Origin of the sequence: Virgibacillus flavescens, from assembly GCF_050574275.1 — a bacterium.
Taxonomy (GTDB): Bacteria; Bacillota; Bacilli; order Bacillales; family Amphibacillaceae; genus Virgibacillus_F; species Virgibacillus_F flavescens.
Map to the genome: position 1 here is coordinate 3,148,833 of NZ_CP192260.1, position 14,622 is coordinate 3,163,454.

At 33.3% G+C, this 14,622-nt stretch carries 17 protein-coding genes; 3 read left to right on the forward strand and 14 right to left on the reverse strand.

Annotated elements, in window-relative coordinates; genetic code table 11:
* Positions 1 to 13: 13 nt before the first annotated feature.
* From VBD025_RS15760 to VBD025_RS15780, 5 genes are all read right to left on the reverse strand, one after another.
* The gene (locus VBD025_RS15760; RefSeq protein ID WP_430787179.1) at positions 14 to 988 is read right to left on the reverse strand and encodes a HEPN domain-containing protein; all 975 of its coding nucleotides are present in this window, start codon (positions 986 to 988) and stop codon (positions 14 to 16) included.
* On the reverse strand, positions 969 to 1,433 hold the full coding sequence (locus tag VBD025_RS15765) for a hypothetical protein (RefSeq protein ID WP_430787181.1): 465 nt from the start codon (positions 1,431 to 1,433) through the stop codon (positions 969 to 971). Before VBD025_RS15765 ends, VBD025_RS15760 begins: the two co-directional genes overlap by 20 nt.
* Before the next feature lie 182 nt (positions 1,434 to 1,615).
* Positions 1,616 to 2,443, reverse strand: a complete 828-nt coding sequence (locus VBD025_RS15770; protein ID WP_430787183.1) for a S1 family peptidase — start codon at positions 2,441 to 2,443, stop codon at positions 1,616 to 1,618.
* A 292-nt stretch (positions 2,444 to 2,735) separates the two neighbouring features.
* Positions 2,736 to 3,794, reverse strand: coding sequence for a serine hydrolase domain-containing protein (locus tag VBD025_RS15775; RefSeq protein WP_430791454.1), 1,059 nt, complete (start codon positions 3,792 to 3,794; stop codon positions 2,736 to 2,738).
* A 192-nt stretch (positions 3,795 to 3,986) separates the two neighbouring features.
* Positions 3,987 to 4,181 carry a hypothetical protein gene (locus VBD025_RS15780; protein WP_430787185.1) on the reverse strand — a complete coding sequence of 65 codons (195 nt, stop codon included), beginning with the start codon at positions 4,179 to 4,181 and terminating at the stop codon, positions 3,987 to 3,989.
* Between the two features lie 197 nt (positions 4,182 to 4,378).
* Here VBD025_RS15780 and VBD025_RS15785 point away from each other — a divergent pair, with 197 nt between their 5' ends.
* Complete coding sequence (locus VBD025_RS15785; RefSeq protein WP_430787187.1) at positions 4,379 to 4,696, forward strand: PadR family transcriptional regulator; 318 nt, start codon at positions 4,379 to 4,381, stop codon at positions 4,694 to 4,696.
* Positions 4,683 to 5,252 carry a DUF2812 domain-containing protein gene (locus VBD025_RS15790; protein ID WP_430787189.1) on the forward strand — a complete coding sequence of 190 codons (570 nt, stop codon included), beginning with the start codon at positions 4,683 to 4,685 and terminating at the stop codon, positions 5,250 to 5,252. Before VBD025_RS15785 ends, VBD025_RS15790 begins: the two co-directional genes overlap by 14 nt.
* A 126-nt stretch (positions 5,253 to 5,378) precedes the next feature.
* On the opposite strand, the gene VBD025_RS15795 is transcribed toward VBD025_RS15790, so the two are convergent.
* From VBD025_RS15795 to VBD025_RS15810, 4 genes are all read right to left on the reverse strand, one after another.
* Entirely contained in the window at positions 5,379 to 5,873 is a 495-nt protein-coding gene (locus tag VBD025_RS15795) for a DinB family protein (RefSeq protein WP_430787191.1), read from the reverse strand.
* Positions 5,874 to 6,024: 151 nt separating this feature from the next.
* Positions 6,025 to 6,387 (reverse strand): hypothetical protein, encoded by a 363-nt coding sequence (locus VBD025_RS15800; RefSeq protein WP_430787193.1) that lies wholly within the window; start codon positions 6,385 to 6,387, stop codon positions 6,025 to 6,027.
* Between the two features lie 46 nt (positions 6,388 to 6,433).
* Complete coding sequence (locus VBD025_RS15805) at positions 6,434 to 6,958, reverse strand: hypothetical protein (protein WP_430787195.1); 525 nt, start codon at positions 6,956 to 6,958, stop codon at positions 6,434 to 6,436.
* 131 nt (positions 6,959 to 7,089) lie between these two features.
* Positions 7,090 to 7,443, reverse strand: a complete 354-nt coding sequence (locus VBD025_RS15810) for a hypothetical protein (protein ID WP_430787197.1) — start codon at positions 7,441 to 7,443, stop codon at positions 7,090 to 7,092.
* Between the two features lie 579 nt (positions 7,444 to 8,022).
* On the opposite strand from VBD025_RS15810, the gene VBD025_RS15815 reads away from it, so the two are divergent.
* Complete coding sequence (locus tag VBD025_RS15815) at positions 8,023 to 9,081, forward strand: GNAT family N-acetyltransferase (RefSeq protein WP_430787199.1); 1,059 nt, start codon at positions 8,023 to 8,025, stop codon at positions 9,079 to 9,081.
* Positions 9,082 to 9,201: 120 nt separating this feature from the next.
* Here VBD025_RS15815 and VBD025_RS15820 read toward each other — a convergent pair whose 3' ends face one another.
* The 5 genes from VBD025_RS15820 to VBD025_RS15840 form a co-directional block, all read right to left on the reverse strand.
* Positions 9,202 to 11,931 carry an AAA domain-containing protein gene (locus VBD025_RS15820; protein WP_430787200.1) on the reverse strand — a complete coding sequence of 910 codons (2,730 nt, stop codon included), beginning with the start codon at positions 11,929 to 11,931 and terminating at the stop codon, positions 9,202 to 9,204.
* A 136-nt stretch (positions 11,932 to 12,067) separates the two neighbouring features.
* Positions 12,068 to 12,226, reverse strand: a complete 159-nt coding sequence (locus VBD025_RS15825) for a helix-turn-helix domain-containing protein (RefSeq protein ID WP_430787202.1) — start codon at positions 12,224 to 12,226, stop codon at positions 12,068 to 12,070.
* A 167-nt stretch (positions 12,227 to 12,393) separates the two neighbouring features.
* Positions 12,394 to 13,167: a hypothetical protein gene (locus VBD025_RS15830; protein ID WP_430787204.1), complete on the reverse strand. Its 774-nt coding sequence runs from the start codon at positions 13,165 to 13,167 to the stop codon at positions 12,394 to 12,396.
* A gap of 530 nt (positions 13,168 to 13,697) precedes the next feature.
* Positions 13,698 to 14,144, reverse strand: a complete 447-nt coding sequence (locus VBD025_RS15835) for a hypothetical protein (RefSeq protein ID WP_430787206.1) — start codon at positions 14,142 to 14,144, stop codon at positions 13,698 to 13,700.
* An 84-nt stretch (positions 14,145 to 14,228) separates the two neighbouring features.
* Positions 14,229 to 14,612 (reverse strand): hypothetical protein, encoded by a 384-nt coding sequence (locus tag VBD025_RS15840; RefSeq protein WP_430787208.1) that lies wholly within the window; start codon positions 14,610 to 14,612, stop codon positions 14,229 to 14,231.
* Positions 14,613 to 14,622 lie beyond the last annotated feature (10 nt).

Below are 14,622 nucleotides of genomic sequence, written 5' to 3' on the forward strand. Positions count from 1 at the left end.
ATTTTGTTTTAGGTTATTGATTGTTTTTCCTCTTATCATCTCTTCTAATATCGTTACTAATTATAATTGGTTTTATTCTTTCTCTTGTTCTTTCATGGATAAAGTCTTCTTTAAACCCTAATTCTTTAAGTAAATAGAATTCAAGGATATTACGTAGGATATGGAAGGCGGTTATTAAATCTTCCCCTCTAAGAGCTTTATCTTCTCGTTCTAGATTATAGTGTGTGTAGTAATTCCTAGTTTGAGAAATTAAATTAGGGAATTCGACTAATCTGAAGGGCCCAGTGTAAAAAATGAATTTATAGTCAGCAATTAATAAATCGGCTAGACGACTTTTTAATATAACAAAATTTCTGCATCCACCCAACAATAATTCTTTATCTTTTTTCCAGAAGGCTTTAGGTCTTATTTCTAATAATTTTTCAACTCTATTTTTATAATCATCGAGAGAATAAGCAATCCTTCGAGAATGATAGGTTTCTAAAGCCTGTACCATGTTTAAAAAATGTCTGCTAATTGACAAATTCTGATTGTATAGACTGTCAATATAAAGTTCTATTATAGGTTCCATCATAGTTGCCATATGTTGCCATTGTGAGAAATTCGCTTCTCTTAATTCGCTAAGGTTAAATAGATAATCGTGTTTTATCAATTGCTTAGTGTTACCTGTGATATTTACAGCATGTTTACTGGAGTGAAAAACTTCTAATGGTCGAATATGTTTCTCACCATTTTCAAGTTCATAATAAACCCCGGGAGTCTCAACTGTCATCGAGCCATAGTTTAAAGAACTACCTATTGCTATCTCTATAAGTCTTTTCATCTGGTTAGCTATATTCATAAACCACTCTATCGTTTTAGTGGATTGTGCTTCAATTATAAGATGTGGCTTCTGCTTTAGCATAATCTCTTCTCTCATGAGATAAAATGGATCATTAAAAGTTAAATAATAAGATACATTGTAAATTTCATTTGAGTATATTTCCACTGGTTCTATAATATTCAAACCTATAAGTGAATCTTCTGTTTTTTTGCAATGCAGGTCTTACATAGTTAGAAATATCACCCCATTGGATTATCCCAGGGATGTTTAATGTCATTTTAGAAAATTTGATATCTTTCTCTTCATCAAAACTTACACCATTAAACATGAATTGAGCTTTATAGCCAAATACTTCTTCCGATCCTACTCTGCTAATAGTACTTGCTCTTGAGCAATTAACAAGAGTAATTTCAGCACCACTAATTGTATTACCAGTAATAAAAGAAATTTCAAGTGGAAGTTCTAAATAACTCCTTATAGGACCATTATTAGGTATACGAATATATAATATTATGCCACCTTCATCTTCGTTTAAGTATAAGTCTCCTGTATATTTTTCTCCTATATTATTAACCTTCCAAAAACCTGTAGCCGATAAATTCACCTTCATTTCTTCACCTCCACAAATAGTGTTGATCCTGCTTTTATTGTATTTATATACGACTAAAATATAATAATATCTCATTAAATCTAGTTCAGAATTGGATGCAATAATGCTCGTTCGATTAAAAGAATGAACTTTATTCATATTCCATAATTGAACCTGATTCTAGAACATTATTTAGTGAAGATTTAAAACAAATCTTCTAATTCTTTAATTCTCGATGATTTAATTATTAAACCCAAATTGTTTGGAATGCTAGATATAGCTATCGGCTTTTGAGATGTAGGAATATTTATTACTTTTACTTCTCCTGTTGCGGTATGTTGGGGGCCAGCATATAAGGTCCCTAATATGAATATACGGGTTCCCCCCAAATAGGTATTCCCTTTTTTATCTCTATAACCGCCTTCATTTAACAAAAATACAGGAGAACCACTTGAACCTGGAAAACAAGCTGCATCTATCATAAATTCTCTTTTGCCATTATAATCAAAAAACGGATGTGTAGCGGTTACACCTTTACGAAAAATTGGCTTGTTATTTGTACTGTCCCAGATTCCATTAGGATAACCAACCATAACTATATCTTCTAATGCAGATAGTTCTTCTAGTTGTGAATCTGAGGGTATCAGCGATTTATCTAAGGGAATATAAAAAATTCTTTGTTCACGTGAGTTTGCAGCATTAAGGAAAGGAGCTATAGGCATTGCACATAAATCAACATCTGATTCTGGGTGTCTTCTCCAATAAGTTTCGAAGTGCTCGATAGCTAAATTAAAATGTTCAGTATCTAAAGGCTTTCCTGACTCATTCATTTTAGTGAGGATAAGTCTTCCTCTCACAGCTCCATTAATAACATGTTTATTTGTTATAACTACTGGGATATGTTCGCCACTCTCTTTTTTTTCTTTAAACTTAAAGAAATAACCGGAACCCGTACTCATATCTCCATCAGAATGTTCACATTCAATTCTAACAGTTGAGTATTGTAATTGTTCTGAGATAGATAAGTCCATATTAATACCCCCTTCTTAAAAATTTATTTATAATACGCTGTTTGCTCAACAAACTGGCCAGATTGTTGAAGTCATTTCTACTTTACTCGTACATTTTTGTCATTTATTATTAAAATATATCAAAATAGGTATATTCCCTTAGCTGGAAATGAAACTTTATTATACAGTAGAGTATTCAATATATTGTACTGGCCCTCTACTCCGGAGACGGTGGTAATTTATTCCGCAATGACTGGCTTAAAACTTCGCATAAGTGACTCAATTCGTCCGCAATGTTCATGAAATATAAATACTACAGAGACTCTCGACTATTTGGCTTCATAAGCGATCTATATATCTCTCCTATTACGCCTTCCATTTGATGAACACCTAATTCTGCATTCGTCATAATAATTGCACCTTTTTCTGAGTGCGGAAATGCTGCCAGCAAACATTGAAAACCTACTCCCCAACCAAGTGATGTAATTTCTAATTCTCTTTCGGCGCCTTCAAGAAACATACCTAATCCAGTCCAACTCTTATCTTTTTGCGGTGTTATCATTTCTTTTGCTAAACTTTCTGAAATACCAATTTCACTTTCTCCTTTTAGAGCATTCATTAGCTCAAAAACTAAAACAGCTAAATCTATAGAAGTTGTCCATAATCCAGAAGCGGCTGGGTAAGGATATATAGGATACTTTCCATCTACCGCTTCACCGTTTTTGTTATGACCACAAGAAAACTCCTTTTTATTCATATCTAACATCGCTGTATGTAAATGGCTGTTTTCCATCCCTAATGGTTTAAATATTAGTTCATTCCCTACTTGATAAAACGGCTTTTCCGTAACATCTTCTATTAGTTGCTGAACAATACAAAAACCTGCATCTGAATAGTGAAATTCACTCTCTGGTTCGTACAGTACTTTAATAGGATCTTTACAATAAGGAGTTTTACCCTCTAATAATTCAACCATCGAAGGAACTCCTACTTTTGTATTTAGTTCAGAAAAACTACCTTCAGGATCTTTAATTCCAGATTGATGACTAAGCAAGTTTCTTAATGTAACGCTTTCATTTTTAGTAAACTCATTTTCTGGTACTTTCCACGATACAAGTCTTTTATTTATATCCTCATCTAAATCAAGAAGACCTTCATCTATTAGCTTCATAGCAACCATTCCTGTTAAAAATTTGCTAATGGAACACGCATTAAAAATAGTGTTTTCATTAATTTTTTTATCTCTTTCTACCTCTAATACACCGTAATTTTCTGATCCGCAAATTTGACCATTCTCAAGCAATGTAATACTTAAACCTGGCACATTATAATGTCTCATTCGTTCTTTGATGTTGATATCTGTTAATTTAATAATTATCCCCCCTAAAATAGTATCAAGAAAACTATAACACGAATATACGTTCTGTTGTATCCATTTTGGTAAATACTTTATATATGTAAAAGAAATTCATTAACATTATTGCTTTCGAAAAATTGCTTCACATAATCGTATAATTCTTGTCCTAATTAAAACCATAACCAATCAATGCCTCCGATGCTGGAACTATTTTTTCTTTTTAAAGAAATTAGAAGCAATGAGCAGAATTATTCCTATTATGATTGATGGCATAGCAAAAGGATAGAAGGCTTCTGGAGTATCTTCTCCCGCCAAATCAGTTACAATAAAAAATCCTGACATAAAAAACAGAAAACCTATCCAAACAATTACCTTCCCTAGCTTAGTATGTTTTTTCGTCATGTGTAATCATACCATCCCTAATTCACTTCAACTAAGTACAATAAGTATAACATTTATAATATAACAAAAAATCGGTTTCCTATTACTGGATTAAACTTTTTACTTTGTTATTTAAAATGCTGTTGACTATTCAGTTGAACTGTATTATATTAATATACAGTTAAACTATATAGTTGAAATGAATAGAGGGTGTGAGTATGAAACATAAATTATTACCTTTGTCTGAAACCATGCATTATATTTTGTTGGCGTTACGTGAACCGCTTCATGGCTATGCCGTTATGCAGAAAATAGAGGAATTAAGTAATGGTACTGTTAGTTTAGCGGCTGGTACCTTGTATGGTGCAATTGAGAACCTGAATAAGCACGGTTGGATTGAACCTGTAGGAAATTCGGGCCGGAGAAAAATTTATATGATAACTGCGGAAGGAAGCGCCATTTTGAAAATGGAACAAGAAAGGCTATCGCATATTTTATCTTTGTACGGAAAGGAAGATTCAGATGAAACTGTTTAGCATGTTTTTTGATATTGAAAAAGAAGAGAACTGGCTGAATGAGCAATTACAAGATGGCAATCACTGTACAAATATTAATGGATTAGGCATATACACTTTCAAAAAAACGGACAAAAGATATGTGATGCGACTTGATTATCAAGATTATTTACCAAAGGAGAAATTCAAGGAATACAAAGCGATCTATGAAGATTTTGGCTGGAGCCACATAGAGGGGCACCGGCTGGGTGGAAGACAGTATTGGCAAAAGGAAGAAGATGATCAAAATGAAATTTTCTCGGACCGTCAATCAAAGGGTAATTATTATAAAAGATTAATGAATTACTCCTTTTGGCTGGGTGCGCTGTGTTTGTTTTGTTCTTATTCGATTTACAAGGATTCGGGATTATATTTAACGGAAGGTCTTTGGAGTATGAAAGGGGCAATGTTCTGGAAAGCGATTATATTTGAAACACCATTCGTTCTCTTGAGGTCGCTTCCCGCATTTATGGTAGTTTTATTTGGCTGCAGTTACTACAGGGCGTATCAGAAGTATTCCATGTTAAAAGAAAAATAATATGCTAGTGTTATAATTTTCTTGAGAGGATAGTACCTCTCACTCGTAGTATACCGTTCTTCACAGAGGTGCGCTCTCCCTCATTCCGGAAGAGCGCACCATAACTGTAAAGCTAATGAAGCTTTTCTAAAAGCTCCGTTTCGCTGGCCATGCTCCTTGCATTTTACTTATAAAGACAATTTGCCCGATATGATATGCATCGTGCATTGCTAAACTCTTCAGTTCAAGCACTAACGAATTATCTTCTCGCAGAACCTCTCTATACAAATCCTCGTGTTCTGCATTTGCTAGTATATTTCCCAGTTCACGATGGACATGAAAGTATTCTTGTTTTGTTGCCTTCCAATTTTTCAACGTCTCAGCAGGTAATCGAAATGTAGCATCATTATCTTCTGCCTGTGGTTCATTCGCTGTTTCACCCTGAAATCGCATTAGAAATCTCTTTTCAAAGAAAAGTAAATGACAAACTAATTCCCAAATGGAATTCATCTCCACATCAGCTGATTTCCAAGTTGCTTGTTCAAAAGTGATATCTTCCAGCACTTTTTCAAGTGGCGGAAACCAGTCTTCTTCATCTAAACAACTTCCCCATTGCTGTAACAATAGATCCCTTACATCCATTTTCCATCCCCTCCTATGCAGCATATTGTTTTAGCATAATTAATAATTTCAAGATGGACCATGTAATTACCTGCTTAAATCAACAATTAATCATAGCCATTTTCTTAAGAAGGGACTCGGACAAGAGCACAAAAAATTACAAATTGCACTCTTAATCTAGGACAACAATCTTCGTTGCTATCTCTTTTTCTGACCCCTTTTGTTTAACCCATACTTTCACATCATCATTTTTTGCTAATTCATCAAACTTTTCTTTGTTTCCTTCAATTTTTGTATGTTCGTCTACGAAGATTTCATAAGCAGGATAACTAGCATCCGGATCTGTAGCAGGCGGAACAATAACAATACTCGTTTCCTTAACCTCTTCTATAAATACATTCTGATAATCGGGATTCGTATTATTCTGTTCGGAAGTTCCCTGTTCTTCAAAATTTGGCGATGTTTCATCAATTTCGTTATTTTGATTACAACCAAATAAAGTTAACAGTAATAGTAAGAAAATAAGCTTTCTCATTGGAACTCCCCCTTTAAAGCCCTTCATGAAGGACTGTAAATGCCATCTATAGCATATCTTTTAATTGTTGAAACTCTTTTTTAAATCTCTCATATCGTTCACTATGTTTATCTTTTTCAGTGTTTTTGTATGTTATAGCAGAAACACCGATCTCTTTTGCAATATCATGTACAATCTTCATTTGTTTTTTCAATTCAGGTTCCTTTGCATCATCTTGGAAGTATTCAGCATACTCATAAGTGACATAAGCCAAACTAGCTTCATACTCGTATTGACTGGTACCCCATTTCTCTTTGTCTAAATGAATTAATTTATCGGTATTTTGTACCCAGTCATTAATCGAACTATATTCAGATATGAATACCTCTTCGTTTGTTTCTTCCTTTTCGGTCTCTTTGTCTATTGCTGTTTTAGGTTCTTCTTTATTAGGTTCCTCTTTTGATGAAACTTCTGTTGTTTTGTCTTTAACCGGTTCAACTGTTTCTTTGCCTTCTTCAGCACTTATACTTTGGAAAGCTACAAGTCCAATGATAATAACACAGACTACTGCAAATGGTATATATTTCTTCATCACAAATCCCCTTTCGTATTATTTTTTACTCTATAACAATTTCCAGAGAAATTATCCCTCACATACAAATTCATATGTTTTTACATTAGAATCTTTTTCTATCGGTAATCGAGGGGAAATGTTTATATAAATTAGTTTCCAGTCCGGATTGCTTGTGTTACACCCCAAAATATAAAGCGGTATACAGCCCCAACAAGAAATAACATCCATAATAATTCAAATGCAGTAAAAGACGAATTAGCGATTAGAAGAGCGTTTAAAAAAACGAAGAATAGAGACAAATACTCCGTTAAAGAATCTTTCAATCCAAATTTGTTATACAAATATTTATTTCTTCTAAAGTTAAAGACATCTCTTAATTCCTTCGTACGCCATCCTTTGGCAAGCCCTAAACCTATTATATAAATTCCAAGAGCTGGTCCATAGTCTACATCCAAGACCCTTGTTAATACACAATAAATTATAGTGAATAAAATTAGATACATTTTACTGTCCGCCTTTCTTTTTATTAACCATACGATACATATGCTTGATCAAAGAGCGGTAGTATCTTTTCTTCTGTAAATTACATTCTTAACCCTTCGTTCTTTCCTGTTACTTCCATTTTATACCAAACTATTATTAGTAACCAGAACAATATACAATTTCCTTCACTGTCATTATCTGCCGTTCCAAAAAAACTCCTTTTCAAGATGAAAGTGAAAGTTACCGTATTGTATTGAATTCAATGTAAATAATTGATATAATATTCTTAATATTAATGAAGGGAGTGAGAGATACAATGATAATCTTAGAGAAAATAACCTTGGAAGCTAAAATTTTTGCCTCTCACTCATGCGGATTAAGTTAGGAATCTAATGTCAACATGAATGAAGCTTGGCAATTGTGAGCATTGGCTGTTGAAAAATTTTAAACAATGAGCCACAGGGTTATTTTATAACTCTGTGGCTTTTTTATTGACGATGCGTTCAGGTTTTTAATTTCGTTGTTATTCTTCTCTTTTTAAATCAAGGTGGAATATTTAGAGACGAACAATGCATGAAAAACTTTAAGGAGATGTTCATTTGATTAATCTATTGAAAAATAGTGATTACAGAAAAGTATCGAATTTAATTAAGAATACAAACCACGAATTATTTATTGAAGCAGTAATTACAGAAAATGTACCAGGAGAGATTTATGTGGATAATGTTACGGATCCTTTATCTACATTGATAATAACTCCTATCTCCAATGTGGTAGCGGGTAACCCAAACAATCCGTTGTTCAATGCAGAAATTAAAGAGAAGCTCAATTTCTATGATACTGTTATTTGTGATACTGAAGAATGGGAAAGAAAAATACATGAAATCCATTGTAATGTAGCCATAAAGAAATATAGGAGGAGCTATTACCAGTTTGATAAACTACTCTTTGAAAATTTCTCAGAAAATCTGGAGGAACAATACACCTTGGAATATGTCTATTCAGATAAATTAGATGAACTGCAATATGAAAATAGCGAAGAAATAAAAGATTGGTTTGTTTTCAATAACATGGACGATGTAGATGACTATTGCTTAGGCGTTTATATAAGAAAAGGTAATAAAATTGTTTGCTGGTGCCTAGTAGATTGTATCGTAGGAGATAGAATCGAAATAGGAATTAACACAGACAAGGATTTTAGGAGGAGAGGATTAGGTACTATTACTTTAGCTGCTACCGTAAATGCATCTATGAATAAGGGGGTAAAAGAAATTGGATGGCATTGTGTTGATACCAATGTTGGTTCGATTACAATTGCTGAAAGAGTTGGGTTTAAGAAATTAAAGGAATATAGTTGTTTTACGCCATACCCACCTATTGAAAATGTGACAGACTTAAATAATGAACAGTGGAGTGATTGGGCATTACATTACGAAGAAATGAATAAAATGGAACCAAAATATTATGGGCAGGCTGCCAGGTGTTGGGGTTTATCGAATAACATCGACAAAGCTATGCTAAACATAAAATACCTCGCAGAAACAGAGCCAAACTCTTTTAATGATAACCTTTTGAGCTTTGAAGGATTTGCTTCTTTTCAAGAAATGGAAGAGTGGAAGACTTTTATAAAAACGTTGAGAGAAAATACAGAACGGTAGTATTATTGTATTGTTTTACACTTAAACTAACGGTCGTGATTGTCTACTATCAAAAGCCTAATTCCTTGTTAAATGGAATTAAGCTTTTTTATCTTTCGGTCCCCTTTTAATCATATCAATTTATAATCCCAATAATTCTCCAAGTTTATCGCGCAGTACTCTCTCCTCTTCACTCCCCGTCGTTTTCATACGAATAATTGGAATACCATATTTCTGCAAAATGGTATCTTTCATCTCATCACGCTTGAGCTGGGTTTCATTCGCTGCATGGAAAGCATGACCATCAACTTCAACTACCAGTACCGGCATTCTATCTATCTTATTAAAAATAACAAAATCCGTATGCGTTAATATATTCATCGCAAATTTACGCTCAACGTCGGTAAGCTTAACTGGATCCTTGATTAGCATGCGTAATGGCTGGTGAAGCACAAAGTCAAGACTCCTAAATTCAACCCTGCTTAACACCTTCTCTATCACAGCATTCATTAGATTTTCTGATTTATAAGCAGAAACTTGTTTAGGATTTTCCATTATTTCTAATAGTTTATCCGAATAACTACTGTAAAGAAGATCGAACACAGAATAAATTTGGCTTTCTATCATGTCAAAGTTATTATATTTAATGTACCTGACTAGATCTCCAACGTTCGTCCCATGCCAGTCTTCGCTTCCATCTGCCACAACAACAATTAACTGCTTCGCTGCACGTGAAACTGCCACGTTGATAAGGTTAGAATTATCGGCGAAATCATCTACATTCATTGTATTCGAAACCGTAGTCAGAATGATTATATCCTTCTCGCGGCCCTGATATTTATGAACAGTGTCTGCTTCTATATTCTGATCTCCGCTTGCTTTCAGGAGTTCATTAGCTTGTATACGGTATGGGGAAATGATACCTAACGACTGTTGTTTCGCATTAATCTGTTGATTAGGAATGACTTCATTAAACACAACATCAATCTGTCGCTGATTTAACGTTCCTCTTGCATGATTTCCTTTCGCCGTTTTATATAAAAGTAATGGCTTCTCGCTCTCCTGCTCATCTGTTAAGACAACTAGCTCGTTATTATAGAATTTCTGATTACAAAACCCAATAATTTTAGGATGGCAGCGGTAATGCTCCTTCAACAGTGTTTTAGGAATGGCAGGATATAAACCTACTATCGAAGTTAACAAACTATGCTCTGCATAATTGTATGCTTGATCCAGTTCATACGTATCAAAAATCCTATTAGTTTTCTGTTTAACTTCCTCAGGTACTACATTAGGAAGCTGCATAACATCGCCTACAATTACAGCATTTTTGGCACAAGATAAAGCCAGTGCGCCTGTCACTACATCCACTTGTGAAGCTTCGTCAATTAATACATAATCAAACAGATAATTTGCTCCAGCACTATTTCGTAATGAATGTGTGGTACTTAAGACGACTGGATATTCCTTTATAAAACGATTGAAATTTTTCCAGAGCGCCTTTGCTGTAAATACTTCTCTATTGTCAGCCACTCCATAAACATCAGCTAAACTTGCCTTAAATAATTTCATAGAGTCATCTCTGTATTGTTTCATCTCGCTCTCAAAATCGTAATTCTCAAGCTTTCGGGTAAGTGATTCTTCTTTGTTTTTTAACTCTTTCATTTTTGACTCATAATAAACTTTTTGTAAAAAAGAAATGACAATTTCTGCTGAATATGTATATAGCTTGAAGTTGAATATTCGATATACAAACAAATTGTATAATTTATTACTTAATTTTATAGTTCCCTTTTGAACATTTCGTTGATATTCAATTAGAAACTTCAACACTTTATCAGCGTTCAATCGAGTTAAGGAATTCACTTGGAGTTGTTTATAGTCTGAGTCTGAATAGTAGTGATTAAAATAACTATATTCAGTTTGTAATTGAGATAGTTCTTGTTTTACCAGTGCTTGTTGATTTTTAAATTCTAGCATTTCAGTTAGTTTGTGTTGTGCATCATGTAAGTTTGTTTTAATTAAGTCGTATTCTTTCTCTTCCAGCACCCATTCACGCATGTCAGGATATTCCCCAGATTGTTTTTTAAAGAATTCATCTTTGTTTTCTCTATTTCCTAGTTGTGCTGCGAGGAAATCAAGACCATACTTTTGTAGCTTTTCAAGAACGTTAGCAGTCGCAGAATTATTGTTAGAAACCACTGCAACTGTCTTTTTGTTTATGATTGCATTTGCAATGATATTTAAGATAGTCTGTGTTTTTCCAGTTCCCGGTGGACCTTCAATAATGCTGACCTGTTCCGTCATTGCCTTTTCTGTCGCTGACATTTGACTTGTATTAAATCCAAATGGAAAAATAACCTGCGCTTGATTTACCTCTCTTTTTAAAGGCTTTCTCTCTAAATAGGATGATAGAACACTACGAGGATTTATAGTGGAAAGACTGTTATATTGCTTGCTTAAAAAAGTGAGTTCACCGTCTTTCTTCACACTGACATGTTCAGCTAGTTCCTTTAAGTAGTTAAAGCAATCCTTTGCCTTTTTGTTTGTTAAGCAAGTTTTTTCAATGTTAATCTCAGACCTTCGAAATATTTTATTATATCCGCTAGTAAAGATAATTCTTATGTAAGGACCAAATTCCAGTATAGTATTAATGCCAGATATTGGCTGATTATTTTCGTACACAATGGAAGTTTTGTGATCTATTGTGTTTGGGCTACTGTTCGAAAATATGTTTTCTTCATTATAAGGATATACTTGACTATTGTTATAGTATCGAATATGCCAATTATTATTTTGTTTTTGACAAAAGTCTATTTGAACTGTTTGATCTTTGTTGTTTACAAGTATCAGGTGTTTTCTTATATCCAAAGAATTTGTGACCCCTCTTTCATAAAAAAATCGTAAATGAATTACTAATAAATTTAGCCTAGTAATATTTTACCTAATATTTGGAGAAAAGGTAGTTAAATTGTAGAAAAATGGAAATTATAAAACCTACGTATCATTAGATACGTAAGTTGATGTACTCCCGATACTGGATCCATAGATGAATGGAATCCTTTGCAAATAAAATACGTGTGCTGTTTTTTAGATGCGGGATCTGTTTCGATTTCACTATCGAATAAATGGTGTCCGTATAAACTCCAATATTATCCAAGATCACTTTCACTCTCCTCCTCGTCGTTCCATAAAAATAAACCCTTTTCTTAAAAATGAAAGTGAATTTTACCGTGATTCTGGAGTGTTTGTTATAAATAATACACTTAAAATTTTCTTCATGATAACTTTTTTTCAAGTTATTTATACAACAATTGCAATAAACCTGCTTCATTAGTTAAAGGCGTTTAAAACATATGCTATTAAAATAATCACTGCGATAGGAAGGAGTAATATTATAGTTTGATTTTTGTAAATAAAGGTTCCTATAGCATAAAAAATAAGGAGAAAATATGAAACATATATTAGTGCACTATTACTTAAAATTATTCCTATGAAGAATGCTATCCCGAATAAGAATGCTAAAGATATGAATACAAAATATTTGTTTAAAAATCTATTAGTAAAAGTTTTCTTACTTTGCCTCTCAACAATCAAAAATAAATTAGTTGCAGGTATTAATAATAGTATTATTACTGCATTCTCTGAGAATAGATAGTTACTTAAAAAACTAAAAATACCTGTAAACTGTAAATCAAGATATATATATAATGTATCAATAAATAAGTAAATGGAGATTGGTCCTAAGAAATTTTTTTCTAGTCTCTTCTTAAATAATAAAAATATAGTAAATGTTAGAATCAGTGCAATTGCATTAAAACCAAACATTGAAAAATGAATTGTTATAAATATTGCTAAAGTAGCTGCACCAAAAAAGTTTGTAGTGGATTCATTACCGCTATAAAGTATTAAAAATACAATAATCAGAAACTGAACACCTTTTGTTGTATCGTTATGAATTTGAGAGTTGATTCCAACTAATATAACCAAAAATAAAAGATTAATTACTTGTCGTAATATGCCTTTCTTCTCTAATAAAATTATCAGTCTTTCTATTGGAGTTCTTCCAAAGTCTTTGTTACCAAATTTTATTTCTTTCTCTTCCAAATTAGGTCACCTTCCAAGATAATAAAAGCATTTTCCCTTATATTACAATAAAAGATACAGGTAACCAATGTTTTGTTTGAATAAACATCTATTATCTTTCCATAAGGTCAACACGATACACAAAAAAACATATCAAACAGCTGAGTAGAATTAGATACCTAATTATGGTTCGAAATAGTTTTCAACAATAGGCACTTATATGTGATAATGACCCAATCCTTATTATAGAATCGCCCTTTAATTGAAGACTTGATTTCAATATAAATTTAAATGGACTGACCTCCCCATCCCTCCTGTGTCCGTTCAAGGCAATTTATTCAAATTCCTAATCGATGACCAATCGAAGGTTCCGATCGATACCATGAACATAACACAAATACGCGCTACCGTTGGGATTTGAACCACTAATATTACTCACCTGCGACAAACGTAGATTATCTGCCTCGTCCTCCAGATTTCGCGTTCATTCTCGATTCTTATTTTCTCCTTTAACCAATTAAAGGCTGACGTGTCATCCGATGCATGAGTTTTTACTTTTGCAGCCTCAAACTATATGCCTTATTAATAAAATTTGTTATTAGCTCTAAGTTGTCTACCCATTCTAATCTAATGTACACTTCGCCCGGAGTAGGTCTAGTCCCATCAGATTTTCCGTATGAATGTCCTAACAAATCATCTATCTCCTTTTGCATTTCTCTAGCAGTTTCCGTATGCAGTTTTTTTCCTAGATGAAGGACAAAGCACACCTTTCTCGCAGATGTTAAAGTTGCGAATTTGAATGATCCTCTCTTACTTACATACCCTACACAATCTGTGCGAATCCCATTATTATATCTTTCATGATAGTCTTCAACTTCATCTTTATATAAACATTCTTTGTAAAGATACTCGTCTATCTTTTTTGCTAAAAACCTAGCATTCCCCGGTTTAAACAAACTAAAATAATAGTCTTTTGATTTTCCAGTGTGTATCCCCATTTTTTCACCCCAATAAAGGAATTTGATACATGGTTACATCTTCTATTTGTATGGTAAAAGCTTTTCAAGTGTCAGACAAATGAATTATTCCCTAACTAAACTTACATCCCTATTTTTTCGATCCCTTACTTCTTCCATCTTTGCAAAATAAGTGTCTTCTAAATCAACCTCAAAGTAGTTAGCGAATTTAGTTATATATGCAAGACAGTTAGCTAACTCTTTTCCAAGATCTTCACTGATAGAATCCATCGCAATTTCAAATGCCTTTTCCTCATCCATACCTTCATTAATATATGTGTTAGTCATATTGAAGCCTTTTCGTAATTCCTCTGTTACTTCGGCAACTTCGGTTGTTAGACGCATGTAGTTGCCTAATAGAGCGGATTTTGTTTGTTCTGAGCTACCCTTATCCATATGCCAGTTCATTTCTTGGTTGTATTGTTTGGCGAATGCTTGGATGTTTTTCATTTTGTCACCC

Coding starts and splice junctions, on each gene's coding strand:
- VBD025_RS15840 (WP_430787208.1), bottom strand. CDS start 14,612: ATGAAAAACATCCAAGCATTCGCCAAACAATACAACCAAGAAATGAAC.
- VBD025_RS15800 (WP_430787193.1), bottom strand. CDS start 6,387: ATGAGAAAGCTTATTTTCTTACTATTACTGTTAACTTTATTTGGTTGT.
- VBD025_RS15785 (WP_430787187.1), top strand. CDS start 4,379: ATGAAACATAAATTATTACCTTTGTCTGAAACCATGCATTATATTTTG.
- VBD025_RS15780 (WP_430787185.1), bottom strand. CDS start 4,181: ATGACGAAAAAACATACTAAGCTAGGGAAGGTAATTGTTTGGATAGGT.
- VBD025_RS15770 (WP_430787183.1), bottom strand. CDS start 2,443: ATGGACTTATCTATCTCAGAACAATTACAATACTCAACTGTTAGAATT.
- VBD025_RS15795 (WP_430787191.1), bottom strand. CDS start 5,873: ATGGATGTAAGGGATCTATTGTTACAGCAATGGGGAAGTTGTTTAGAT.
- VBD025_RS15810 (WP_430787197.1), bottom strand. CDS start 7,443: ATGTATCTAATTTTATTCACTATAATTTATTGTGTATTAACAAGGGTC.
- VBD025_RS15805 (WP_430787195.1), bottom strand. CDS start 6,958: ATGAAGAAATATATACCATTTGCAGTAGTCTGTGTTATTATCATTGGA.
- VBD025_RS15790 (WP_430787189.1), top strand. CDS start 4,683: ATGAAACTGTTTAGCATGTTTTTTGATATTGAAAAAGAAGAGAACTGG.
- VBD025_RS15765 (WP_430787181.1), bottom strand. CDS start 1,433: ATGAAGGTGAATTTATCGGCTACAGGTTTTTGGAAGGTTAATAATATA.
- VBD025_RS15835 (WP_430787206.1), bottom strand. CDS start 14,144: ATGGGGATACACACTGGAAAATCAAAAGACTATTATTTTAGTTTGTTT.